The organism is uncultured Reyranella sp. (assembly GCF_945957355.1).
Lineage (GTDB): Bacteria > Pseudomonadota > Alphaproteobacteria > Reyranellales > Reyranellaceae > Reyranella.
Window position 1 is genome coordinate 324,529 of record NZ_CAMFKM010000001.1, and the last position, 21,857, is coordinate 346,385.

Consider the following 21,857-nt stretch of genomic DNA (forward strand, 5'->3'; position numbering starts at 1 on the left):
TGCCCCTCCTGGCCGCTCCGGTCACTCGACCTTGGCGCCCACAGTCTTGACGACCTCGGCCCACTTGGCGCGATCACGCTTCACCGTGGCCTGGAACTGATCGATCGTTTCATAGCGCGGCGTGTTGCCGAGTTCGACCAGCTTCTTCTGGACATCGGGATCGGCCAGCGCGGCCTTGATCGCCAGATTCATCTTCTGTGCGATCGCGGGATCGAGACCCTTCGGGCCGAAGAGACCGAACCAGGTGTAGCTCTCGAAGCCGGGCAGGCCCGCCTCGTCGATCGTCGGCACGTCGGGGATCGCCGGCACGCGCGTCTTGGTCGAGACGCCCAGCAGCTTCATCTTGCCCGCCGCCGCCTGCGGCATGGCGATCTGCACCTGGGCGAAGATGCAGCACGTGTCGCCGTTCAGCACCGACTGGATGCCGTCGGGGGAGCCCTTGTACGGCACATGCACCATGTCGAGCCCGGCCTTGGCGGTGAATTCGGCGAAGGCCAGGTGCGTGCCGGCGCCGTTGCCGGTCGAGGCATAGTTGTACTTGCCGGGCGCCGCCTTCACCTTGGCGATGAAGTCCTTCACGTCCCTGGCGTCGATCGCCTTGGGATTGATCGCCAGCACGTTCGACACGTCGACCAGGGTCGAGATCGGCGTGAAGTCCTTCTCCACGTCGAAGGGAAGCTTGCTGTAGAGGGCGGCATTGATGCCGTGCGTGCCGGCCGTGCCCAGCAGGAAGGTGTAGCCGTCGGGCTTGGCCTTCGCGACGAAATCGGACGCGACGTTGCCGCCAGCGCCCGCCTTGTAATCGATTACGATGCGCTGGCCGAGTGCCTTGTCGAGCAGCGGCTGCAGGACGCGCGCGACGACATCGGTGCCGGAGCCCGGCGGAAAGCCCATGACGATGGTGATGGGGCGGGTCGGCCAGTCCTGTGCCGACGCCGGAAAAGCGACGGATGCCGCACAGAGAAAAAGCGCCATGGTGCCGAGCAGAAATCTGCGCACTGTGATGTCCTCCAAGTCCGATACAATGCTCATGCAAGAAACGGGGAAAATCCATGGGTTACATGACTGACGAGCGCCGCATGATCCAGGAGACGGCGCGCGCCTTCGTCATGAAGGAAGTGCTGCCGGTCGCGAACAGGCTCGATCCGGAGAAGGGCGACATCCCGCCGGAGCTGATTCAGAAGCTGGCCGACATGGGCTATTTCGGCATCGTCATCCCCGAACAATATGGCGGCATGGGCCTCGGCGTCTTCGAATACTGCCTGATCACCGAGGAGCTGGCGCGCGGCTGGATGAGCGTGGCCTCGATCATCGCCCGCGGCAATGGCCTCAGCGCCGGCCGCGGCATGACCGAGGCCCAGCGCGCCGTGTTCCTTCCTCGCGCCGCCCGTGGTGAATTTCTGGGCGCCGCGGCCATGTCCGAGCCGAATGTCGGGTCCGATCTCGGCAGCATATCCTGCCGCGCGCGCAGGGACGGCGACGACTGGGTTGTCACCGGCAACAAGTACTGGTGCACCTTCGCCGATGGCGCCGACTACATCATGCTGGTGGCCCGCACTTCCGACGCCCCCGACCCCAAGCGCAAGCATGTCGGCCTCTCCTCCTTCCTGATCGAGAAGCCCCGGGGCACGCTCCCGCCCGGCGTGAAGGGCGCGCCGATTCCCAAGATCGGTTACTTCGGCTGGAAGACCTGGGAACTGGCCTTCGACGAATGCCGGCTGCCCGGCTCGGCGCTGATCGGCGAGGAAGGCCGTGCCTTCTATTACATCTCTGCCGGGCTCGAGCGCGCCCGCGCCCATACCGCGGCCCGCGCCATCGGCCTCGCCCGCGGCGCGCTGGAAGACGCCACCGCCTATGCGCAGGAGCGCCGCCAGTTCGGCCAGGCGATCGGCGATTTCCAGAACACCCGCTTCCGCCTCGCCCGCATGGCCACCGAAATCGAGGCGTCGCGACAGCTCATGTATTTCGTCTGCGACGAGATCGACCAGAAGCGGCGCTGTGACAAGGAAGCGGCGATGGTGAAGTTCCACGCTTCCGAGATGGCCGAGCGGGTCACCTCCGAGGCGCTGCAGGTGTTCGGCGGCGCCGGCTACACCACGCTTCATGCCGTCGAGCGCTACTGGCGCGATGCGCGCCTGACCAAGATCTTCGAGGGCACGTCGGAGATCCAGCAGCGCATCATCTCCGACCATCTGCTCGGCAAGCAGAAGGCCTGACATGGAGGTCGACACCTTCATCGAGACCGCGCCGTCGCTGCGCTTCGCCTTTTCCATCAAGGCGAAGGTCGGGCCGGTCCAGGATCTCGGCCAGACGGCCCGCGGCCATCGCCGCATCATCGATATCCTGGGCGGCGAGGTGCGGGGCCCGCGCCTCGAAGGCGAGATCCTGCCCGGCGGCGCCGACTGGCAGATCGTGCGCTCCGACGGCACGATCGAGGTGGTGGCGCGCTACACGATCCGCAGCAGGACGGGCGCATTGATCTACGTCCAGAACGAGGGACTGCGCGTCGCTGGTCCGGAAGTCCTGGAGCGCATGTCGAAGGGCGAGCTGCTGCCGCCCGGCAGCTACCACTTCCGCACGGCGCCGCGCTTCGAGACATCGGAGCCGACGCTCAAATGGCTGGAGCGCGCGACCTTCGTCGGCGTCGCCACCCGCGGCCCGGACAGGATCGCGATCGGTTTCCACGAGGTGCTGTAAACGAGAGACCTTTAATCGGCCACAAGCCGGCATTTTGTAGAGAGAAGATCTCTCCGCTCCGCCTCGCGGAGTTTACCCCGAGGTACTCGAGGGGCTCGGCTCCGGTCGAGATGACGGGTCTTCTCTATTTCTTGCGGCATACCTCCGCCACCCGAGGCGCGATCAGCGCCGCGAACTTGGCAGAGCCGGTCGGCGAGAAGTGCTCGCCATCCCAGAAGTCAGCGGGCTCGAACTGCTTGTCGTCGATGGCGATGTAGGTGTCGCCGAGTGCCGCGGCTTCACGCTGCAGGATGCCCGTCAGCCGTGCGAGCAGCGCCCGCAGGTCGCCGATCCTCACATAGGGCGCCCACAGGCTGCCGCGCCAGCTCGCCCCTTCGAGCGACGCGTGATCGAAAACCTCGCCGATCCAGACGGTGGCGATGCCGCGCTGACGGTTGATCGACGAGATCGTCCGGACATTGCGCGTGAAGATCGCCTCGAGCGCCGGATCGGGGTCGCCGCTCGCCAGCCCGTCCGGGTTCGGCGCCCGGGCGGTATCGAAGGCGAAGGCCGCCAGCCGGCCGACAAGGTGCAACAGCGGCGACACCGCCGGAAGCAGGCGTTCGACGCGGCGCACCTCCAAAGCGTCGATCAAGAACGGCGTCTGATAGTCCGCGTAGCCGGTATCGAGGTTGCGGATGTGGGCATTGGCGACATCCCCTCCGCCGACAAAGTAGACTGCACAATCGGGCTGGGTGCCGTAGGCCGGCTGGTAGAATGCCGTGCGGATCACGATCTGGGCCGTGCTGTTGGACGTCACCCCGTGGTTCAGCACGGCGAAGGTCTCGCCCAGCAAAGCTTCGAGCCGCTCGGGCCAGGTCTCGCCGTCGCGAACGGCCAGATCCTCGGTCGTCGCCCCCCCGAAGACGGCGACGACGTTCTTGTCACGCAGTTCCGCGGACGACCGTTCCCGGCCGCGCAATCCCTGCGAATCGACGTGGTACTTGCCGGAAGCATTGGCCGATGTCGGCACGTTGGCAGCCTGCAGAAGAGGATGCCAGGTCCGGATCACTTCGCGCGGCCCGCCGGACGGCAGCAGGTCGCTCTTCGCCAGGTCGTGACGCGTCAGGGCGACGGAACCGAGGCCGAGGCCGAGTTCGATCGCCGCAAGCGACAGCACCACCATCGTGATGCGCGGCCAGGGAGCGCATACGGTGCCGAGCCCGAGCAGGATCGCGACATAGGCGTAGTACCGCACACGCGGCGAGTCCGGCGCCAGTTCCGCGGCGAGCCCATAGCGCCACACGATCGCGCCCGCCACCACGGCCATGGACAGCGACACGAGGATCGCGATCGTCCGCTCGAACCGGTAGGGCTTCGCCAACCCGACGTGATGTGACAGCCAGCGGATCATGTGTCCGTGGGAATATCACGCCGATCCAGGCCTCACAAAAGACCGAGGTTCAGCGGCCCAGAAGATTGGCCCGGACCTTCGCCCAGAAGCCGGGGTCGCGCGGCGCCGAGCGGCTGGCCGCCGCCATCTTGCGGTAGAGGTCGCCCAGCGACCGCTGGCCCGGGTCGGCCCGGAGCCGGGTGCCGTCGGCACCGGGCTCGAGCGTCAGCTCGCGCGTGTGGAAGACCTCGAGGCCCGGCCGGTGGCCGATGCTGACCACCGAGGTTTCCGGCAGCTCCTCGATCAGGAGCTTCATGACGTTCTCCTGCCCGGCCTCGTCGAGCGCCGAGGTGGCCTCGTCCATGAATATCCAGTCGGGCCTGTGGACCAGCACGCGTGCGAAGGCCACGCGCTGCTGCTCGCCGCCGGACAGGATGTGGTCCCAGCGCTCGGTCTCGTCGAGCCGGTCGCGCAGATGGTCGAGACCGACCTTGTGCAGCATGTCCTGCAGCACCTCGTCGCTGATGCCCTCCTCCGGCTCGGCCGGATAGAGCATCGCGTCGCGCAACGTTCCCAGCGGGAAATAGGGCTTCTGCGGCATGAAGGTGATGGTGCCGGTCGGCAGGTGGATGGCGCCGCGCCCCCATGGCCATACGCCCGCCACCGCCCGCATGATCGTGCTCTTGCCGCTGCCCGACTTGCCGCGGATCAGCACGCGCTCGGGGCGTACGATCTCGACCTCCGCTTCCGCCACCAGCATTTCGCCGCTGGGACGGGCCACGCCGAGGTCACGCATGACCAGCTTGTCGGACTCTCCCGCCGGATGCACGACGATGCGCGCCTCATCGGGCGCCTCGCTGCTTTCCTCGAGGTCGGTCAGCGCCATGTGCAGATGCACGACCCTGTCGGTCGAGGCACGCCATTCGGCGAACTTCGGGAAATTGTCGATCAGCCAGGACAGTGCCCACTGCACGCTGGAGAAGGCTTGCGCCGTCTGCATCAGGCCGCCGAGCGCGATGTCCCCGCCGAGATAGCGTGGCAGGGCGACGATCAGCGGCACGATCGGCGCGAGATAGGCCAGAGAGCTCGTGAGCAGCGAGAGATTGCCCTGGCCGCGAGTCTGGACGTTCCAGGCGGACTTGAGGTCGACGAGCGAGCCGCGCAGCCGGTCGCGTTCGTCGTCCTCTCCGCGCATCAGGGCGATACCCTCGGCATGTTCGCGGGCCCGCGTCAGGCCCGAGCGGAAATCGGCCTCGCGGCTCTGCCGTACGTTGCCTGCATGGATCAGGCCGCGGCCCAGGAAATAGGTCAGCGTCGAGCCGATCAGGGCATAGGCCACCGCCGCCCATACCATGTAGCCCGGCAGGTTGAGCTCGACCCCGAACAGGCTGATCGGCAGCGTGCCCGACAGGATCCACAGCACGCTGAGGAAAGTGAAGAGCTGCAGCACGCATTGCAGGATGCTCTGCGCGAACTCGACGGCGAGTTCGGTCGAGATGCGGATGTCCTCGGCAATGCGGCCGTCGGGATTGTCGACCTCGTCGGCCAGCATGCCGAGCTGGTACTGGCGGCCGCCGCTCAGCCAGCGCAACACCGTGACGTGCGACAACCAGGAGCGCCAGTTGATCTGCAGACGGCGCTTGATGTGGAGCTGGATCGCCACCGCGACGCCCGCCGATAGGACGATCGCGGCCAGCACCCAGAGGAGCTTCATCAGCTCCTCGACGTCACGCTTGTCGAGGGCGTTGAAGAAGTCCCTGTTCCAGATGTTCAGCCAAAGCGCGATGCCGACATTGGCGACACCGAGCACGACCAGGCCGCCGGTGAGCATCCAGGCGACGGCACGATACCCCGGCGCCGTCCAGTATCCACTGGCGACGGCGGCGAAGGCGCGTATGGAGCTGTGCGGTGTATCCAATCAGTCGCGGAAGCCCGGATCGATCCGGTCGAGCTTCCGCAGGAGAGCCGGCCAGTCCAGCAGGCCGAACGGCCGCCGGGTCTTCGGCTGGTAATTCATGTAGGTCGCCTCGACCACGTCGGCCGGGACGTCGATCAGCTTGGTGTTGCACGACATGGCTGCGAGCTGCGTCTTGCAGCTCAGCTCCAGCCGGTGCATGGCGTTGAAGGCCTCGGGAATCGTCGCGCCGGTCGTCAGCAGACCGTGGTTGCGCAGGATCATGGCGTTGTTGTCGCCCAGGCTCTTCACCAGCGCCTCGCGGGCCGCCAGGTCGAGCACGACGCCATCGAAGTCGTGGTAGCTGATCTTGGCGAAGCGCATCGAGGTCTGCGTATTGGGCAGCAGGCCGCATTCCATGGTCGAGACCGCCATGCCCGGCCAGGTATGTGTGTGGATCACGCAGGCGACGTCGGGCTTGGCCATGTGGATGGCGCTGTGAATCACGAAGCCGGCGCGGTTGACGCCGTACTCCAGGCCACCGTTGAACTCCGGCTTCGCCAGGATATTGCCCTCGTGGTCGATCTTCAGCAGGCTTGACGCGGTGATCTCTTCGTAGAGCAGGCCGTAGGCATTGATCAGGAAGGCGTCTGGCTCGCCGGGCACGCGCACCGAGATGTGGTTCGCGATCAGGTCCGACATGCCGTACAGGTCGATCAACCTGTAGCAGGCGGCCAGGTCGACACGGGCCTGCCACTCTTCCGGCGAGACGTTCGACCGGAGATTGGCAACCTTTGAAGTCTTGAGGGCGTGCACGGCCATGGAAACGCTCCAGGATGAAAACGGTTCCGGAAGCTAGCCCCGCCCTCCCCGATCGTCCATCGACGGCTCAGGCGAGCCCGCGCGCTGCGAGATAGGCGCCGAGTGCCAGAAGGCCGGCGAAGAACCACAACCTGAAGGTCCGGGGCGACAGGCGGGCGCGCACCGCCTGTCCCAGCCGCATGCCCCCAAGAGCCACCGCGACGCCGGCGATGGCTGGCCAGGCCAGGCCCATCGTCAGGCTGGCGCTGCCCGCCAGAGTCACGGCCAGCGCCAGGGTCGAGACGGTGAAGGACAGGCCCAGCGCCTGCACCAGTTCATCCTTGGTGAGGCCGATCGCCTGGAGATAGGGCACCGCGGGAAGCACAAAGACTCCCGTGGCGGCCGTGATCGCGCCCGTGCTCGCCCCGGCGAACGGGCCCATCCAGCGTTCGGCATTGGCCGGCACGGCCAGCTTGAGTGCGGCCAGTCCGGAGACGGCATAGACCATGAGCGCGATGCCGAGCGTGGGGCCGCCGTACGGCCCGCCCAGCCCCGACAGGAAGGCCGTGCCCGCCCACGTCCCAAGGCAGACTCCGACGTTCAAGGGCCACAGCCTGCGCAGGAGAGCCCCGAGATGCGGCCCGTCCATCATCTGCCAGACATTGGTGACCAGCGACGGCAGGATCAGCAGCGCCGCCGACTCGACAGGCGACAGGACCACAGCCAACAGGCCCATCGAGATCGTGGGAAGCCCCAGTCCGATGACACCCTTGGCGAAGCCGGCCAGAAGGAAGACTGAGAGGACGAAGGTCAGGATCGAAAGCGCCATGCCCCCACCCTCGTCCGCACCCCGGATGCTTCGCAATGTGGAGATTACGGAGTATGCCTTCGGACTGAACGAAGGCTGACGGAGTTGTTCCTTGCGCTTCGACTTCACCGACCTGCGGCTCTTCCTGCATGTGACGCAAACCGGGAGCATCACGCATGGTGCCGAACGGGCGCACCTGGCGCTCGCGTCGGCCAGTGCGCGTATCCGCGGCATGGAAGATGAGCTCGGCGTTCCACTGCTGAAGCGCGGAAGGCGAGGCGTCGAGCCGACCGACGCGGGCCGCAGCCTGCTCGACCATGCCCGCATAGTGCTGCAGCAGGTGGAAACGATGCGCGGCGATCTCGGCGCCTATTCGCGCGGCCTGAAGGGCAGCGTCCGCATCCTCGCCAATACGTCGGCTCTGTCGGAGCACCTGCCGGCGCTGCTGGCGACCTTTCTCGCCGCCAACCCGACGATCGACATCGATCTCGAGGACCGCGAGAGCCCGGCGATCGGCGCCGCCATCGCCGCGGGCGATGCCGATATCGGTATCGGATCGCAGGCCGCGCTGGTGCCGGGACTGGAAAGCCATCCCTTCCGGACCGACCGGCTGGTGCTGGCGGTGCCGGCCGGCCATCGGCTGGCGAGCAAGCGACAGACCGGCTTTGCCGAACTGCTCGACCTCGACTTCGTCGGCCTGCCGCGCGGCACCGCGCTCGACGAACATCTCGCCATGCAGGCCGCCCGCCTCGGCCGCGCGCTGCGGCTGCGCGTGCGGGTCAACAGCCTCGACACCGTCTGCGCCATGGTGGCGGCGGGCGGCGGCGTCGGAATCGTTCCGGAGGCGACCGCCCGGCGCCACCGTCGTGCCCTGCCGCTCGCCATGTTGCGCCTCACGGAGGCCTGGTCGATGCGCGAGCTCGCCCTCTATGTGCGCGACGCGCGGCGTCTTCCGCGACCGGCGCGTCGGCTTTTCGAGTCACTGCGGGAGGCGGGCGAAAGGCCCGTTACCAGCGCAACAGGCGGCGCCCGACGGCAGCGCCCACGACAGCGACGGGGATCGCCGCCAGCGGATACCAGGTGAGGACGAACAGCGGCGAGTCGTCGAAGCAGTGGAAGGCATAGATCGCGGCGGCGGCCGCGGCGGCCAACGCGCCGGCGGCCGCGCCGGCAAGCGCCGGAGAGGCCGGCGCGGCTCGGCGCAGCACCAAGAGCAGCGCTGCCAGAGGCGCGAGTGCAAAGAGCGGGATGGCGGTCAGACACACGAGCGCATTGCTGCCGACCAGGCGCGCCCCCCAAGTGTCAGCCGGCAGGACGGCGAGTTCCGTCCCGAGCGCCGCCGCCGAGAGGAGGAGAACCGGCAGCACGGCCCACTGCCATCGCACGGTGGTCACCGGCCGTGCCATCGCAACGCAGGCAGCGGCGGCGGCCACAAGGGCCGCCAGCACCAGGACGAGCTTGAGATCGAAGCGCCAGGTCGCAAAGGCCGCCGACAGATCGACGCGCGGCCCGAACTCGATCGCGAAGATCATGAGCGACACCAACGCGCCCGCCAGGACGGCCCGGCCCACGGAACGTCCGAGCGGCTTCGCCGACCCGGCGCGGTCGGCGACCAGGGATGCTACGAGCTGCTCGGTCTTCATGTCCTGTCCTTGCGATAGGCATCGGCCAGCGCGCGAAGGGCACGATGAAGCGTCACCCGGACGGCGCCTTCGCTCATGCCCATCCTCGACCCGACGTCCCGCGCGCTCTGCCCCTCGATGGATATCCCTTCCACGATCCGGCGCTGGCGCTCGGGCAGGCTGGCCAACATCTGCCGGGCATCGAAGGCGCTTCCTTCCTCTGCGGTTGCGGGCGCGGCGAGTGTTTCGGAATGATCGTCGATATCGACGTGATCGGTGAAGCCGCGGCGGCGCAGATGGTCGACCAGCTTGTGGCGCGCGATGGCACGAAGCCAGGGCTGCAAGGGCTGGGTCTCGTCCCAGGTGTCGCGCTTCAGATGCATGGCCAGCAAAGTCTCCTGGACGATGTCCTCGCAATCCGCATTCGGACGGCCGGCCGCCGCGAGGCCGCGCGACGCTACCGCACGCAGCCACGAAGCGACGAGGAGCAGCAGGCGCCGATACGCCTCGTCATCCCCCTTCCGGGCTGCCCGCATGAGCACGGCGAGATCTTCCGGATCGGACAACAGAACTCACCCTTCACGTGTTCGTGTTGAAGGGCCCGAACATTACAGGCGCTTTGCGCGAAAAAGAAATGCGGCGGCCTGTAACGCCGACCCTCGCGCACCCGAATGATCCTTTGCGAGCCGAGATTGGCTCGAGAGCCCTGGAGGATCTGTCCATGATCAATCGTACCACCACCGCCACCCTCGCGGCCGCCGTTGCCGCCGCCGCCCTGATGTCGTCCGGCGCCAACGCCCAGACCGCCAACACCGACAAGGAGAAGTGCTACGGCATCTCGATGGCGGGCAAGAACGACTGCGCCGCGACCGGCAACAATTCCTGCGCCGGCCAGTCCAAGGTCGACTACGACACCAAGGCCTGGAAGTCCGTCGCCAAGGGATCCTGCGTGACCATGGAAGTGACCCTCAAGGACGGCAAGAAGCGCAAGGGCACGCTCACCGCGATGTAAGGAAGACGCGCCGTGACGGTGGACCGCCTGCCTCGTGCCGGTGCCGGGCTGAAGCCCGAGCACCAGCGGCATATTCTCGACGCCCGGCCCGATGTCGGCTGGTTCGAGGTGCATGCCGAGAACTACATGGGGGCTGGCGGTCCGCCGCATCACTTCCTGGAGCGCATACGGGCGCTCTATCCGCTGTCGGTCCATGGCGTGGGCCTGTCGATCGGATCGGCCGATGGCATGGCGCCGGGCCATCTCGCCCGGCTGAAGGCGGTGGTGGACCGCTACCAGCCCTTCATCGTGTCGGAGCATCTCGCCTGGTCGACGCATGACGGGATCTTCCTCAACGATCTGCTGCCCCTGCCCTATACCGAGGCCACGTTGTCGCTGGTGGCGCGCCATGTCGACGAAGTGCAGACGGCACTCGGAAGACGCATCCTGATCGAGAATCCCTCGACCTATCTGCGCTTCGACGGGGAAGAAATGCCGGAGACGGAGTTCCTGCATGCGCTCGCCAGGCGCAGCGGCTGCGGCTTGCTGCTCGACATCAACAACGTCGTCGTTTCCGCGGCCAATCACGATTTCGACGCCCGCACCTATCTTGCGAGCTTCCCGCACGAACATGTCGCCGAAATCCATCTCGCCGGTCATGCCGTGCTGGAGAGGGATGGCGAGACGTTGTTCGTCGACACGCACGACCGGACCATCTCTTTGGAGGTCTGGCGTCTCTTTCGAGAGGTGATTGCGCACCACGGCCCTCGCCCCACGCTGATCGAATGGGATGCCGAGGTGCCCGCCTGGCAGGACCTCGAGGGCGAAGTCCGGCAGGCTCAATCCGTGCTGCAGGCGACCGGAGACTTCGATGCTCGCGCAGCCTGACGGAACCGGTATCGCCGACCTGCAGCACCGCTTCGGTCAGGCCGTGCTTCAAGCCCCCTTGTCGGTACCCGACGGCATCCGAAGAGACCTGGGGCCCACACGAGAGCGAAGGTTCGGCATCTACCGCAACAACGTGAAGGCCAGTCTGGCCGCCGCCCTCGCGGCACGGTTTCCGGTCGTGGAACGCCTTGTCGGCAAGGAGCTCTTCACGGCCATGGCCCTCGTCTTCATCGAGCGGCATCCGCCGCGCTCACCCGTCCTCGCCGAGTACGGCGCCAACTTTGCGAACTTTCTGGAGGGATTCGATCCCACCGCGGACCTGCCCTACCTGCCCGATATCGCGCGGCTGGAATGGGCGCGCCTCGTCGCATTCCACAGCGCCGATGCCAGTCCGGCCGACATCGGCCTGCTCACGGAGCTGCCTCCGGAAATGCTCGGCTCCGCGCAACTCGGCCTGCATCCCGCTATGGCCGTCATCGCCTCGCCTTGGCCCATCGTCTCGATCTGGACCACCAACACGCATGACGAGACACCTCAGCCTCCGGCGGCCGATTGGACGGGCGAGACGGCGCTGGTGACGCGACCGCACCTGGAGGTCTTCGTCCATCGATTGCCCCAGGGCGCGGACCGGCTCGTGGCCGAACTGGCGCATGAGCAAGCACTGGGCGCCGCCACCGAGGCAGCATCTCGAGCCCATGCAGATTTCGATCTCGCAACGACGCTGTCGACGCTGTTCGGTGCCGGCGCCATCACCACCCTGTCCTGAGGAACATCCCGATGATCGCCCTGCTCTCGCGTCTCGACTCGCTGCTGGCCCGCATCCCGCACGAACTACTGGCCCTCCTCGCGCGCCTGTCCGTCGGCACGATCTTCCTGCGCTCGGGCCTGCTGAAGCTCGACGGCTGGGCCGACGGCACGACGCTCGCGCTGTTTCGCGAAGAGTATATGCTGCCGCTCCTCCCGCCTGAGCTTGCGTCCTACATGGCGACCGGAGCGGAACTCAGCCTGCCGATCCTGCTCTTCCTCGGCCTGTTCACACGGCCGGCGGCGCTCGCCCTGCTGGGCATGACCCTGGTGATCGAGATCTTCGTCTATCCCAACGCCTTCGACACGCACGGCGTCTGGGCGGTGGCCCTTCTCTATCTCGCCAAGTTCGGGCCGGGCCAGTTCGCCCTCGACCGCCTCCTCTTCGCGCGCGCGATGCCTACCGCTTACGGACGGGCTTGAGATCTGAGACGATCGGATAGGCGGTCGTCGACTTCACCCTCTCCATCGAGAAGCGCGAGGTCACGTTCTTGAGCGGCATCGTGTCGATCAGCTTCTTGTAGAACAGATCGTAGGCCTGCATGTCGGGAACCGCGACCCTCAGCATGTAGTCGATGTCGCCGGCCATGCGATGGAACTCCATCACCTCGGGCATGGCCGTGACGGTGCTCGCGAACTTCGAGAGCCAGGCCGAGGAATGGTCGCCGGTCTCGATCGACACGAACACGGTGAGCCCCATGCCGATCGCCTCGGGCGAGATCAGCGCCACCCGCTTCAGGATGACGCCGGACTTCTCCAGCCGCTGGATGCGCTTCCAGCAGGGGCTTTGCGAAAGACCGACCCGATGGGCGATCTGCGCCAGCGAAAGGCTCGCATCCTCCTGGAGGAGCGCCACGATCTTCTTGTCGATGGCATCCATGTTCATCAATCCGTCAACGCGGGGCGGCCAGTCTAGACCGGAAGCGACTCCAGGCGCACCGGAACGCCCAGGCGCTCGGTGAGAACGATAGCGAGTGCCTCGACGTCGCCATCGACCCGCCCTGCATAGCTCACCAGCCTCGGCGGGGCGTCCTTGAACCATGAAAGACGCCAAATGCCCGCCTCGCAGACCAGCGATCCGACGACTTGCCCATCTGCGGAGACCGTCCAGAGAGCGGGCTCTTCATAGGCCGTCTGGAACAGGCGGGCCGCCCGGGCGACGAGGGTGCTGGCAAGGCTGAGCATGGGCGAACTGTACGGGTGCGTTCGCTCCTGCAGCAATGAAACGCGCGGTCGAATCCGGCGGCGACAACGGCAGGAATCGCTCCGGCTCACACCCTTGGGAGAATTTCTTCTCCTGCGGCCCCGCTCAAGGCCGGACCGCGGGCGTCTCCAGCTTCAGGCCCTTCGCCCGATCCATCAGGAAAAGTTCCAGGGCGACATACTCGGACGCATCGAGCGGCCAGGCTTCGGCCCGAATGCCGACCAGGCAATTGCGCAGTCGCCGCTTCAGTGAGCCCAGCGCCTGCCATTCCAGGCGATAGATCGGATAGCCTGTCGGATGCGCCTCCGGGATGACAACGCCCGCCAGCTTCTTGCCAGCATTGTCGTCGTGGCAGATCGCGCAGGAGAGGTTGAGCTGGCCCTGGCGGCGGCGATAGATCTCCGCGCCCTGCTGGCGGAAAGAGTCGAGGCGGTGGTCGTAGGGTGGCGTGATCGGCATGTCGCGCGACTGGTGCGCGACATAGGCGGTGAGCGCCAGCAAGTCACGGTTCTCGGGCGGCAGCCGGTCGGCTTTCTGATGCTCGGCGCGGCAGAGATTGATGCGGCCCTCGAGATCGACCGGACGGTCGCCGCCTTGCGGGATCGCGGGGTAGCGCGTGGCCACGCCCTTCATGCTGGCGGCGGCGGCGCCGTGGCAGTCCGCACAGGATTTGTCGGCGGCGCCAACGGGCTTCGCCCAGAGCTGGCCGCCGAGCTGGACGAACAGCATGCCGGGATTGGCGGTGTCGTCGTCCTGCATCTTCTGCAGGGCCTCGCCCATGTCCTGGTAGCCGGAGCGACGTTTGTCCGCGCCAACTTGCGCGGCCGCATAGGAGGCCGCGAACACCAGCCCGAGACCAACGACGAGCAGCCACCTGCTCATTCGACGGCGATATCGACCCGATGCTCGGCGGCGAAGCCCTCGTCGCCGGTCCAGCGCAGGATCACGGTGCCGCTCTCGTTTGCCCGGGAGAAGAAGGAGACGAATGGATTGGCGGCGATCGCGGGCGACATATCCAACGCGAAGATCTCCGCGCCATTCCAGGTCGCGGTGAAGCGCTCGATGATGTTGCGCGGAATGATGCGGCCGTTGGGACCGGGCCGGAAGCCCGTCTCCATCGGGTGCAGGATCAGCGCCTTGATCTCGATGACGTCGCCACGCCTCGCGGTCTTCGGGGCGTTCACCAGGATGTTCGACATCAGGTCGCCTCCTCGAGGCAGGCGGCCAGGGTCACGATCACGTCGGCGCCGGCGCTCCAGAATTTGCCGTCGCTGGTCTCGGCGATGGCGATGATCCGCTGGCTGTCGCCCAGCTTGATGCGCGTGCCGATGACGGCCCTGCCGTTCTGCGGCCCGAGTCGCGCGGAAAAGACGTTGGGCTGCGGGTTCTTCTCGTTGAAGACATGGATCGCCTTGACGTGGTCGTCGGCGGTCATCGGGCTCTCGACCGATACGGTGAGCGGCACGGTGCTGCCGTTCTCGACCAGCGGCGGCACGTCGAGCTTCACGCGGCCTTCGATCGGCGTCGCCATGCCGATCACCTTCCGGATCGCCTCGGCCATGGCGTCGGGCGTCGCCGCCGCAGGCGCGAGCGGCAGAACGACAACGGCGGCCGTGCCGGCAAGAAAGTGACGTCGGTCCATTCAATCCTTCAACGTGACGAGATAGGCCACGACATCCTCGACCTGTTCGGCCGACAGGATCGGCCTGCCCTCGAAGTTGCGGGCAACCCGCTGCAGGCCACCGGTACGATAATAGGCCGGCATGATCGTGTCGGCATTGAGACGCGACCCGTCGACGATGCGCAGGCGAAGCTGCCCCTCCGACCAGCGCGACCCCGCGCCGGCGAGACTGGGCGCCAGGTTGCCCTGGAAGCGCTCCTCGGAGATCGGCCCCGAATGACAGAGCAGGCAGAGGCCGACGCTGCGGTTGGCGACGATCGCCCTTCCCCGCGACGGGTCGCCCGGCCGACCGGTGAGCGAGCGGGGAATCGAATCGTCGACGATCTGCGGCGTCGCCTGTTGGGCCGCTGCGGGCCAGGCGGCGAGCGCGAAAGCGAGGACGGCGACCTTCCGCATCGTATCAGCCGAAGGTTTCGGCCGTGATGGTGCGGAACCAGCTCGACGCGTAGAGCGCCTCCTGACCGCGCAGCCCGCCCACGGCCACGAGCGGGCTGGTGCCGCCGGCGCCGGGAATGTCGGTGAGCTGCCCCTTGTCGGGGCGATAGACGCCGGCGATCGAGATGCCGTAGTCGGCCGCAACCAGGCTGTAGCAGGTATTGATCACGATCGGATCCTGCGGCTTTTCACCGGCCAGCAGCTTCACGAGGGCGGCGGCGCAGACCTTGGCCTGGGCATTGGCCGCGAAGGCGGATTTGGGCATGCCACCCATGATGGCCGCATCGCCCAGCACATGAATATTGGGCCGCAGGGTCGATTCGAAGGCGACCGGCTCGACGGGGCACCAGCCGGTGCGGTCGGCGACGCCGGCCTGCGTGGCGATGGCGCCGGCTTTCTGCGGTGGGATCACATTGGCGACCGCAGCCTTGTGCGATCCGAACTCGGTGGTGAGGGTGAGGGTCGCGGGATCGACCGACGTCACCTTGCCGCCCTGACTGAGCGGCACCCATTCGATCACGCCCGGGTAGAGCTCAGCCCAGCCGTTCTGGAACAGGCGCTGCTTGGAGAAGGCATCCTTGGAATCGAGCAGCAGCAACTTCGACTTCGGCTTCCAGATCTTGAGCCAGTAGGCGATCAGGCTGGCGCGCTCGTAGGGCCCGGGCGGGCAGCGGAAGGGATTGGCCGGCGCCGACATCACGACGAGTCCGCCATCGTCCATCGCCTGCAATTGCTTGCGCAGCAGCACGGTCTGCGCGCCGGCCTTCCAGGCGTGTGGCATCTTCTGCGCCGCGGCCTCGTCGTAGCCGGAGATGACGCCCCAGGTGAAATCGATGCCGGGTGACATGATAAGCCGGTCGTAGGAGAGCCTGTTGCCGTTGGCCAAGGTCACGCTCTTCGCATCGGAATCGACCGCGGTGGCGCTCGTCTCGGCGACGGTGACGCCGGCGCCCTTGATGCCGGCGTAGCGGAACTGCTGCTGGTCGATCTCGCGCAGGTTGGCGAGCACCGAGTTGCTGAACGGGCACGAGGTGTAGACGGGATTGGGTTCGACCAGGGTGACGTCGAGCGACGGCTGCAGCGCCTTCAAGGTGCGCGCCGCCGTAGCACCGCCGAAGCCGCCACCGATCACCACCACCTTGGCCTTGCCCTGCGCCGAAACGACAGCCGGTGCGAGGCCGGCCGCGACGGTGAGCTTCAGGAAACGCCGGCGCGTCGCCATGCCCTACTCCGGCTGTGCAGCGAACCAGGCAGCGATGGCCTCGGTCTGCCGGTCGTCGAAACCCTTGGCGATCCGTCCCATCACGCTCGAGGGCCAGGCGCCGCTACGATACTCGCGCATGAAGGAGACGATGTCCTCGGCCTTGCGGCCGGCGATGTGCGGGATTACCGAGTCCGCGACCTTCTTCGGGGCGTGACAGCCGGTGCAGGAGCTGGCGCCCGGCGGCGCATCGGCCGCCGTTGCCGGGCCGGCCAGCAGGATCATGCTGGCGAGGCCCGGCAGCAGCGCGCGATGCATCAGGCGCCCTTCTTCAGATCGTTGTTCGCCAGCGGCAAGTTGCGCACCCGCTTGCCCGTCGCCTTGGCGATCGCATTCAGCACGGCGGGCGCCGCGACGGCGATGGTCGGTTCGCCGACACCGCCCCAGAAATCGTGGGTCGGCACCAGGACCGTCTCGACGTCGGGCATCTCGTCGATGCGCATCACGTTGTAGCTGTCGAAATTGGTCTGCTCGACTGCACCGTCCTTGACGGTGATCTCGCCGTACAGTGCCGCCGACAGGCCGTAGACGAACGAGCCCGCGACCTGGCGCTCGATCTGCGCCGGATTGACCGCATGCCCCGGATTAGTGGCTGCGGTGATCTTGTGGATCCTGAGCTGCCCGTCGGGGCTCACGGAGACCTCGGCGACGCCGGCGACGTAGCTGCCATAGCCCATGACCTGCGAGATGCCATGGAAGCGGCCCGCGGGCAGCGGTTTGCCGTAGCCTGCCTTGTCGCAGGCGGCCTTCAGCACCGCGGCCCACTTGGGCTTGAGGTACTTCAGGCGATAGGCCAGCGGATCCTGACCGGCTGCCGCCGCCAGCTCGTCCATGAAGCATTCCATATAGACGGCGTTCTGGTTCACGTTCACACCGCGCCAGAAGCCCGCCGGGATGTGCGGGTTGCGCATAGCATGATCGATCATCAGATTGGGGATGTCGTAGCCATACGCCGCCTCGACGCCTGACTGCATGAGGCCCTGGAATGTGGCGGGATCCATGCCGTTCACCAGGTTCTGCGGCAGCAGCGAAGCCAGGATCGACTGGCCCGAGATGCGCACGCGCAGCCCGACCAGGTTGCCCTGGGCGTCGAGACCGGCGGTCAGCTTGGCCATCGTCGTGGGATGGTACTGGCAGTGCGTCATGTCCTCTTCGCGCGACCAGATGAGCTTGATCGGCGTGCCGGGCATCTCCTTGGCAGCCAGCACGGCCTGGCGCACATAGTCTGAGCGGCCGCGCCGTCCGAATCCGCCGCCCAGCATCAGCTTGTAGACCTCGCACCGGGCGATCGGCAGGCCAGCCGCTTCCGACGCGGCGGCCAGGGCCGCCTCGCCGTTTTGCGTGCCGCACCAGACCTCACACTTGTCGGCCGTGTAACGCGCCGTGGCGTTCATCGGCTCCATGGTGACGTGATGCTGATAGGGGAAGCTATAGACGGCCTCGACCTTCTTGGCCGCGCCCTCGATCGCCTTCTGGGCGTCGCCCGCCTTGTTGCCGACGAAGGCTTCCTTGGCGTCGAGGCCCTCCTTCAGCGTGGCGTTGATCGTCTCGGTCGAGACCTTGCCCAGGTCACCGACGTCCCAGTTGGTCGTGACGGCGTCGAGCGCCGTCTTCGCCTGCCAGTAGGTGTCGGCCACGACCACGACAGCGTTGCCGTCGATCGCGAAGATCTTCTTCACGCCCGGCATCTTCTCGGCCTTGGTGGCGTCGAAGTCCTTGAGCTTGCCGCCGATCACGGGGCAGGCGCGGACGGTCGCATTCAGCATTCCAGGCATGGTGTAATCCATGCCGTAGATCTGCTTGCCCGTGACCTTGTCGACAGTGTCCAGCCGCTTGAGCGGCTTGCCGGCGATCTTCCAGTCCTTCGGGTCCTTGAGCTTCACGTCCTTGGGCGGCTCGAGCAGGGCCGCCGCCGCGGCAACTGCGCCGTACGTCACGGTCTTGCCCGAAGCCTTGTGCGTGATCTTGCTGTCGGCGGCGCTGCATTCGGCGGCTGGCACGTTCCACTGCTTCGCCGCGGCGGCGATCAGCATCTCGCGCGCGATGGCGCCGCCCTCTCGGACATACTGCTGGCTCTCGCGGATGCCGCGGCTGCCGCCGGTCGAGAAGTTCTTCCAGACACGGTTGCGCTTCAGGTTCTCGCCGGGCGTCGGATATTCCCAGGAGACCTTGTTCCAGTCGCAGTCCAGTTCCTCCGCCACGAGCTGGCAGAGGCCGGTAAGCGTACCCTGTCCCATCTCGGAACGGGCAATCCGGATCACCACCTTGTCGTCGGGATGGATGACCACCCAGGCGTTCAGTTCCTTGACGGTCTGGGCCTGCGCCACGTTCTCGTCGAAGGGCAGATGGAAGCCGAGCGAGAAGCCGCCGGCGACGGCAGCGCCGCTGACCAGGAAGCCGCGACGGCCGAGCGAAGTCTGGATCGTCATGGTGCGTCCCTCCCCTAGGCCTTGGCCGCGGCGTGGATGGCGGCGCGGACCTGCTGGTAGGTGCCGCAGCGGCAGATGTTGGTCATCGCCTCGTCGATGTCGGCGTCGGTCGGGTTTGGCTTGGCAGCCAGCAGCGCCGTCGCCGCCATCACCATGCCGCTCTGGCAGTAGCCGCACTGGGGCACGTCGAGCTCGACCCAGGCTTTCTGGATCTTGTTCAGCACGCCATTGTCCGCGACCGCTTCGATGGTGACGACCTTCTGCGTGCCGACCGCATTCACCGGAATGCTGCACGAACGCACGGGCGCGCCGTCGACATGGACCGTGCAGGAACCGCATTGCGCGATGCCGCAGCCATACTTGGTGCCGGTGAGGCCCAGTTGTTCACGCAGCACCCATAGGAGCGGCGTATCCGGATCAGCAGTGTATTCGACCGCCTTGCCGTTGACGTTGAGGACCGCCATCCCAGTCTCCTATTGTTCAGAAAATATGGAAATAGCGTAGCCCAGCGCGCCGCCGCCGCCTAAGCAACCGTACCGCTTTCACGGAGGTTTGATGGCCTTCAGCCGACGCTGGCTTCGAACACGCGGCGGAAGTTGCCGCCGAGCAGTTTTGCCGTTTCTTCGGCGTTGAATCTGGTGCGCAGGGCGGCTGCCAATTGTGGCAAGTCGGCATAGCTCGGTATGGCACTGGCTCCGACGAGGCCCAGCTGGTCGGTTCCGAGCCCGACGTGATCGATACCGACGACATCGACCATCCTCGCGAAACCGTCGGTCGCATAGCTGACGATGTTCGGGAAATAGGCCGTGACAGGCCAGATACCGATGACACCTCCGGTTGCGGCAATGGCCTTCGCATGATCGGGCAGGATGCGCCGCGTCCAGGAAGCCGGCCGCGTGATGAGCGACGTGTGCGAGAGGACGAGCGGTCGTGTCGTCACGGCAGCGGCCTTCTTCACGAGCTCGAACGTGCCGTGGGCTACATCGACCACGATGCCCAGCGCATTGCAACGGCGTATCACCTCGGCGCCAAAGGCCGTGAGTCCTTCGTGCACGCTTGGCTCGGTCTGGATGTCGCCCAGTTCGTTGGGCCGGTAGTGCGTAAGCTGCAGATGGCGCAACGCCCAGCGCTGATAGGCCTCGTCGAGGCGCTCGATCCTTCCTTCAAGGAAGTCGGCACCTTCCGACGCGACGATGACCGAGGGCCGGCTCGCGCGCGCCGCCCGTAGCTCCGCCGCGGTCCTCACGATCGGCAGGCCTTGCTCGCGCGCCAGTACGTGCAGCGCCGGGAACGAGCGTTGGCTGAACGAATAGAGCTCACCCGGACGCGGATCGCGACCGGGCCGCAACCGGCCATCGGTGAGCTTGATGATCGGGGAATCGGAGACGACCGCCAGCGAAACGACGGACATGCCACCCTGACGCATCGGCTCGGCCACCGGCGAGTACGAGCCGCGACCGAAGCTCATCTGGATCAGGTTGCCGGCATGGCTGTGCAGGTCGACAGCCATGCCGTCCGTTGCCTGTGCCATCGCGGGCACTGGAAGGCAGAACAGCGGGCTCGCGGCCAGCAAGGCCCGGCGCGTGACTCCCGCCACCATCTCGGCGTCATGCAATCGATATCGCCAGCCGTCGGCGTCGAACGACACCTGCCAAGTGCCGCCCAGCCGCAGGGCTCCGCTCGCAATCTTCATCGGCCGTCGCGCGAACACCTCGACAACCGCCAGCGGATTGTTGGGCACGCAGCCCTCGCAGCAGCCGGGCTCGGCCATCAAGAGGAAGCGATCCTGTCCGCCCCATGAGTTCGCCCCGAGGGCGAAACCCGTGATCTCGACACGCTTGCCGTCCGCCTTGTCGGCGCGCTGTTTCCCGAGGTCGGTCCAGGACACGCGCATCGGACTCTCTCTAGAGTTTGGGAGGCGGATAGTACGGGCGATCGCCCAATGCCTGGACGCGCTTCCAGAAGTCGGGACCCGACGCCTTGCCTACCTCATCTAGATCGGCTGCCTGGCGCCACAGGCTCCACGACTCCGGATGCAGACGGCTCGCTTCCGCCAGCTGCAGGTCGCCTTCGGCTTCGCGGCCGTTGGCGCGCAGCCAAAGCCCGAGTCGAAAGCGTGCCCGCGCCTCGGCGATTTCTGGCGTGACCTTGGGCAGGCTCGCGCGCGCCACATCGGCCGGCAAGGCATGGGCACCGGTCGCCACCCAAGCACGCACCGCGTCGAGATAGGCCTGTCGCGCCGTCAGCCGCTCGGCCTGATCCTCCGCTGACATGGTGCGCGTCGCCAGATCCATGCGCCGGAAATGATCGGTCGATCCGGCGGTCTCGGGCGGGCGCGCGATCCGGCCCTGCTCGTCGATCCAGATCGCCTGAGGCACGTTCACGAGATTGTAGAGATCCTCGAGGCGATGGTCGGTGTCGATCAGCTGCCAGTAGGACGCCTTGGCCTGCTCGATCCACGGGCGCGCATGCTCGGCGCCGCGGCTCTCCTGCGCTACGGCCACGACCATGAACCCCTTGTCCTTCAGTTCTTCGTAGAGGGCCTGCCACACGGGCAAGTCAAAGCGGCAGCCTCACCAACTGGCCCATGTGGCGAGGAAGACCTTCCGGCCGCGCAGCTGGGAGAGCGAGCGCGGCACGCCGTCGAGATCCGGCAGGGTGAAGTCCGGCGCCTCCAGGCCACCGAGCGCGGCGTTGCGCTCCTCGGCCGGCGCTCCGAGCGCCCATACGTCGCGCGCCTCGCTTGCGATCACGGGACCGCCCAGCTTCTTCCAGAAGGCTTCGAGGTCCACCTCGTTGGGCGCAAGCGCGGAAGCAGGCAACGGCACGCAGAGATCGTCGCGGCACATCCCTTCCGGCTTCAGCATCCAGCCGGTGACGCGCTCGGCATCGACGGGACTGATCCAGAGGCCGTCATGCGCCGCGACGTCGTGTTCGCCCGTGGGCGTCAGGATCTTCGTCATCGCGGCC

General features: G+C 66.8%; 26 protein-coding genes. 7 read left to right on the forward strand and 19 right to left on the reverse strand.

From position 1 onward, the window contains the following. Positions 1-21: 21 nt before the first annotated feature. Positions 22-999 carry a tripartite tricarboxylate transporter substrate binding protein gene (locus Q0Q48_RS01515; protein ID WP_295132802.1) on the reverse strand — a complete coding sequence of 326 codons (978 nt, stop codon included), beginning with the start codon at positions 997-999 and terminating at the stop codon, positions 22-24. Positions 1,000-1,052: 53 nt separating this feature from the next. On the opposite strand from Q0Q48_RS01515, the gene Q0Q48_RS01520 reads away from it, so the two are divergent. Together Q0Q48_RS01520 and Q0Q48_RS01525 are read left to right on the forward strand one after the other, a co-directional pair. Continuing rightward, the gene (locus Q0Q48_RS01520) at positions 1,053-2,216 is read left to right on the forward strand and encodes an acyl-CoA dehydrogenase family protein (protein ID WP_295132805.1); all 1,164 of its coding nucleotides are present in this window, start codon (positions 1,053-1,055) and stop codon (positions 2,214-2,216) included. A gap of 1 nt (position 2,217) precedes the next feature. Next, positions 2,218-2,697: a DUF3237 domain-containing protein gene (locus Q0Q48_RS01525; protein WP_295132808.1), complete on the forward strand. Its 480-nt coding sequence runs from the start codon at positions 2,218-2,220 to the stop codon at positions 2,695-2,697. 124 nt (positions 2,698-2,821) lie between these two features. Here Q0Q48_RS01525 and Q0Q48_RS01530 read toward each other — a convergent pair whose 3' ends face one another. The 4 genes from Q0Q48_RS01530 to Q0Q48_RS01545 form a co-directional block, all read right to left on the reverse strand. Further along, positions 2,822-4,090, reverse strand: a complete 1,269-nt coding sequence (locus tag Q0Q48_RS01530) for a hypothetical protein (protein ID WP_295132811.1) — start codon at positions 4,088-4,090, stop codon at positions 2,822-2,824. Between the two features lie 49 nt (positions 4,091-4,139). After that, positions 4,140-5,987 carry an ABC transporter ATP-binding protein/permease gene (locus Q0Q48_RS01535; RefSeq protein ID WP_295132814.1) on the reverse strand — a complete coding sequence of 616 codons (1,848 nt, stop codon included), beginning with the start codon at positions 5,985-5,987 and terminating at the stop codon, positions 4,140-4,142. Continuing rightward, the gene (locus Q0Q48_RS01540; protein ID WP_295132817.1) at positions 5,988-6,785 is read right to left on the reverse strand and encodes a class II aldolase/adducin family protein; all 798 of its coding nucleotides are present in this window, start codon (positions 6,783-6,785) and stop codon (positions 5,988-5,990) included. A gap of 67 nt (positions 6,786-6,852) precedes the next feature. Then, positions 6,853-7,593, reverse strand: coding sequence for a sulfite exporter TauE/SafE family protein (locus tag Q0Q48_RS01545; RefSeq protein ID WP_295132820.1), 741 nt, complete (start codon positions 7,591-7,593; stop codon positions 6,853-6,855). A 91-nt stretch (positions 7,594-7,684) separates the two neighbouring features. On the opposite strand from Q0Q48_RS01545, the gene Q0Q48_RS01550 reads away from it, so the two are divergent. Then, complete coding sequence (locus tag Q0Q48_RS01550) at positions 7,685-8,656, forward strand: LysR substrate-binding domain-containing protein (protein ID WP_295132822.1); 972 nt, start codon at positions 7,685-7,687, stop codon at positions 8,654-8,656. Here Q0Q48_RS01550 and Q0Q48_RS01555 read toward each other — a convergent pair. Together Q0Q48_RS01555 and Q0Q48_RS01560 are read right to left on the reverse strand one after the other, a co-directional pair. After that, positions 8,580-9,215, reverse strand: coding sequence for an NrsF family protein (locus Q0Q48_RS01555; protein ID WP_295132825.1), 636 nt, complete (start codon positions 9,213-9,215; stop codon positions 8,580-8,582). The genes Q0Q48_RS01550 and Q0Q48_RS01555 overlap by 77 nt on opposite strands. After that, positions 9,212-9,760, reverse strand: coding sequence for a sigma-70 family RNA polymerase sigma factor (locus tag Q0Q48_RS01560; protein WP_295132827.1), 549 nt, complete (start codon positions 9,758-9,760; stop codon positions 9,212-9,214). Before Q0Q48_RS01560 ends, Q0Q48_RS01555 begins: the two co-directional genes overlap by 4 nt. 155 nt (positions 9,761-9,915) lie before the next feature. Between Q0Q48_RS01560 and Q0Q48_RS01565 the strand changes: the two genes are divergently transcribed. The 4 genes from Q0Q48_RS01565 to Q0Q48_RS01580 are packed head-to-tail and all read left to right on the forward strand — an operon-like array spanning position 9,916 to position 12,300. Continuing rightward, entirely contained in the window at positions 9,916-10,206 is a 291-nt protein-coding gene (locus Q0Q48_RS01565) for a DUF2282 domain-containing protein (RefSeq protein ID WP_295132830.1), read from the forward strand. Positions 10,207-10,218: 12 nt separating this feature from the next. Beyond that, positions 10,219-11,073 (forward strand): DUF692 domain-containing protein, encoded by an 855-nt coding sequence (locus Q0Q48_RS01570; protein ID WP_295132837.1) that lies wholly within the window; start codon positions 10,219-10,221, stop codon positions 11,071-11,073. Beyond that, entirely contained in the window at positions 11,057-11,839 is a 783-nt protein-coding gene (locus Q0Q48_RS01575; protein WP_295132840.1) for a DNA-binding domain-containing protein, read from the forward strand. The genes Q0Q48_RS01570 and Q0Q48_RS01575 overlap by 17 nt, the downstream gene beginning before the upstream one ends. An 11-nt stretch (positions 11,840-11,850) precedes the next feature. After that, a complete protein-coding gene (locus Q0Q48_RS01580) occupies positions 11,851-12,300 on the forward strand; it encodes a DoxX family protein (protein WP_295132843.1) in 450 nt (149 codons plus the stop codon). Here the strand turns inward: Q0Q48_RS01580 and Q0Q48_RS01585 are convergent. The 12 genes from Q0Q48_RS01585 to Q0Q48_RS01640 all read right to left on the reverse strand — a co-directional run bounded on the left by Q0Q48_RS01585 (position 12,278) and on the right by Q0Q48_RS01640 (position 21,850). Next, positions 12,278-12,757: an Lrp/AsnC family transcriptional regulator gene (locus Q0Q48_RS01585; RefSeq protein WP_295132847.1), complete on the reverse strand. Its 480-nt coding sequence runs from the start codon at positions 12,755-12,757 to the stop codon at positions 12,278-12,280. The two genes, Q0Q48_RS01580 and Q0Q48_RS01585, sit on opposite strands and share 23 nt — an antisense overlap. A 32-nt stretch (positions 12,758-12,789) precedes the next feature. Then, positions 12,790-13,062: a hypothetical protein gene (locus tag Q0Q48_RS01590; RefSeq protein ID WP_295132850.1), complete on the reverse strand. Its 273-nt coding sequence runs from the start codon at positions 13,060-13,062 to the stop codon at positions 12,790-12,792. A gap of 124 nt (positions 13,063-13,186) precedes the next feature. Further along, the gene (gene soxA / locus Q0Q48_RS01595) at positions 13,187-13,963 is read right to left on the reverse strand and encodes a sulfur oxidation c-type cytochrome SoxA (RefSeq protein WP_295132852.1); all 777 of its coding nucleotides are present in this window, start codon (positions 13,961-13,963) and stop codon (positions 13,187-13,189) included. Next, on the reverse strand, positions 13,960-14,280 hold the full coding sequence (gene soxZ / locus Q0Q48_RS01600) for a thiosulfate oxidation carrier complex protein SoxZ (protein WP_295132855.1): 321 nt from the start codon (positions 14,278-14,280) through the stop codon (positions 13,960-13,962). The genes soxA and soxZ overlap by 4 nt, the downstream gene beginning before the upstream one ends. After that, positions 14,280-14,723 (reverse strand): SoxY-related AACIE arm protein, encoded by a 444-nt coding sequence (locus Q0Q48_RS01605; protein ID WP_295132858.1) that lies wholly within the window; start codon positions 14,721-14,723, stop codon positions 14,280-14,282. The genes soxZ and Q0Q48_RS01605 overlap by 1 nt, the downstream gene beginning before the upstream one ends. Then, positions 14,724-15,158 (reverse strand): sulfur oxidation c-type cytochrome SoxX, encoded by a 435-nt coding sequence (soxX, locus tag Q0Q48_RS01610; RefSeq protein WP_295132861.1) that lies wholly within the window; start codon positions 15,156-15,158, stop codon positions 14,724-14,726. It lies immediately after the preceding gene. Positions 15,159-15,162: 4 nt separating this feature from the next. Then, on the reverse strand, positions 15,163-16,419 hold the full coding sequence (locus Q0Q48_RS01615; RefSeq protein WP_295132864.1) for an NAD(P)/FAD-dependent oxidoreductase: 1,257 nt from the start codon (positions 16,417-16,419) through the stop codon (positions 15,163-15,165). 3 nt (positions 16,420-16,422) lie between these two features. Beyond that, entirely contained in the window at positions 16,423-16,716 is a 294-nt protein-coding gene (locus Q0Q48_RS01620) for a cytochrome C (protein WP_295132868.1), read from the reverse strand. Then, positions 16,716-18,887 (reverse strand): molybdopterin cofactor-binding domain-containing protein, encoded by a 2,172-nt coding sequence (locus Q0Q48_RS01625; protein ID WP_295132871.1) that lies wholly within the window; start codon positions 18,885-18,887, stop codon positions 16,716-16,718. Before Q0Q48_RS01625 ends, Q0Q48_RS01620 begins: the two co-directional genes overlap by 1 nt. Before the next feature lie 14 nt (positions 18,888-18,901). After that, positions 18,902-19,351: a (2Fe-2S)-binding protein gene (locus Q0Q48_RS01630; RefSeq protein ID WP_295132874.1), complete on the reverse strand. Its 450-nt coding sequence runs from the start codon at positions 19,349-19,351 to the stop codon at positions 18,902-18,904. 98 nt (positions 19,352-19,449) lie between these two features. After that, positions 19,450-20,781: a membrane dipeptidase gene (locus Q0Q48_RS01635; RefSeq protein WP_295132877.1), complete on the reverse strand. Its 1,332-nt coding sequence runs from the start codon at positions 20,779-20,781 to the stop codon at positions 19,450-19,452. A gap of 10 nt (positions 20,782-20,791) precedes the next feature. Further along, a complete protein-coding gene (locus Q0Q48_RS01640) occupies positions 20,792-21,850 on the reverse strand; it encodes a TlpA disulfide reductase family protein (protein WP_295132880.1) in 1,059 nt (352 codons plus the stop codon). Positions 21,851-21,857: the final 7 nt, after the last annotated feature.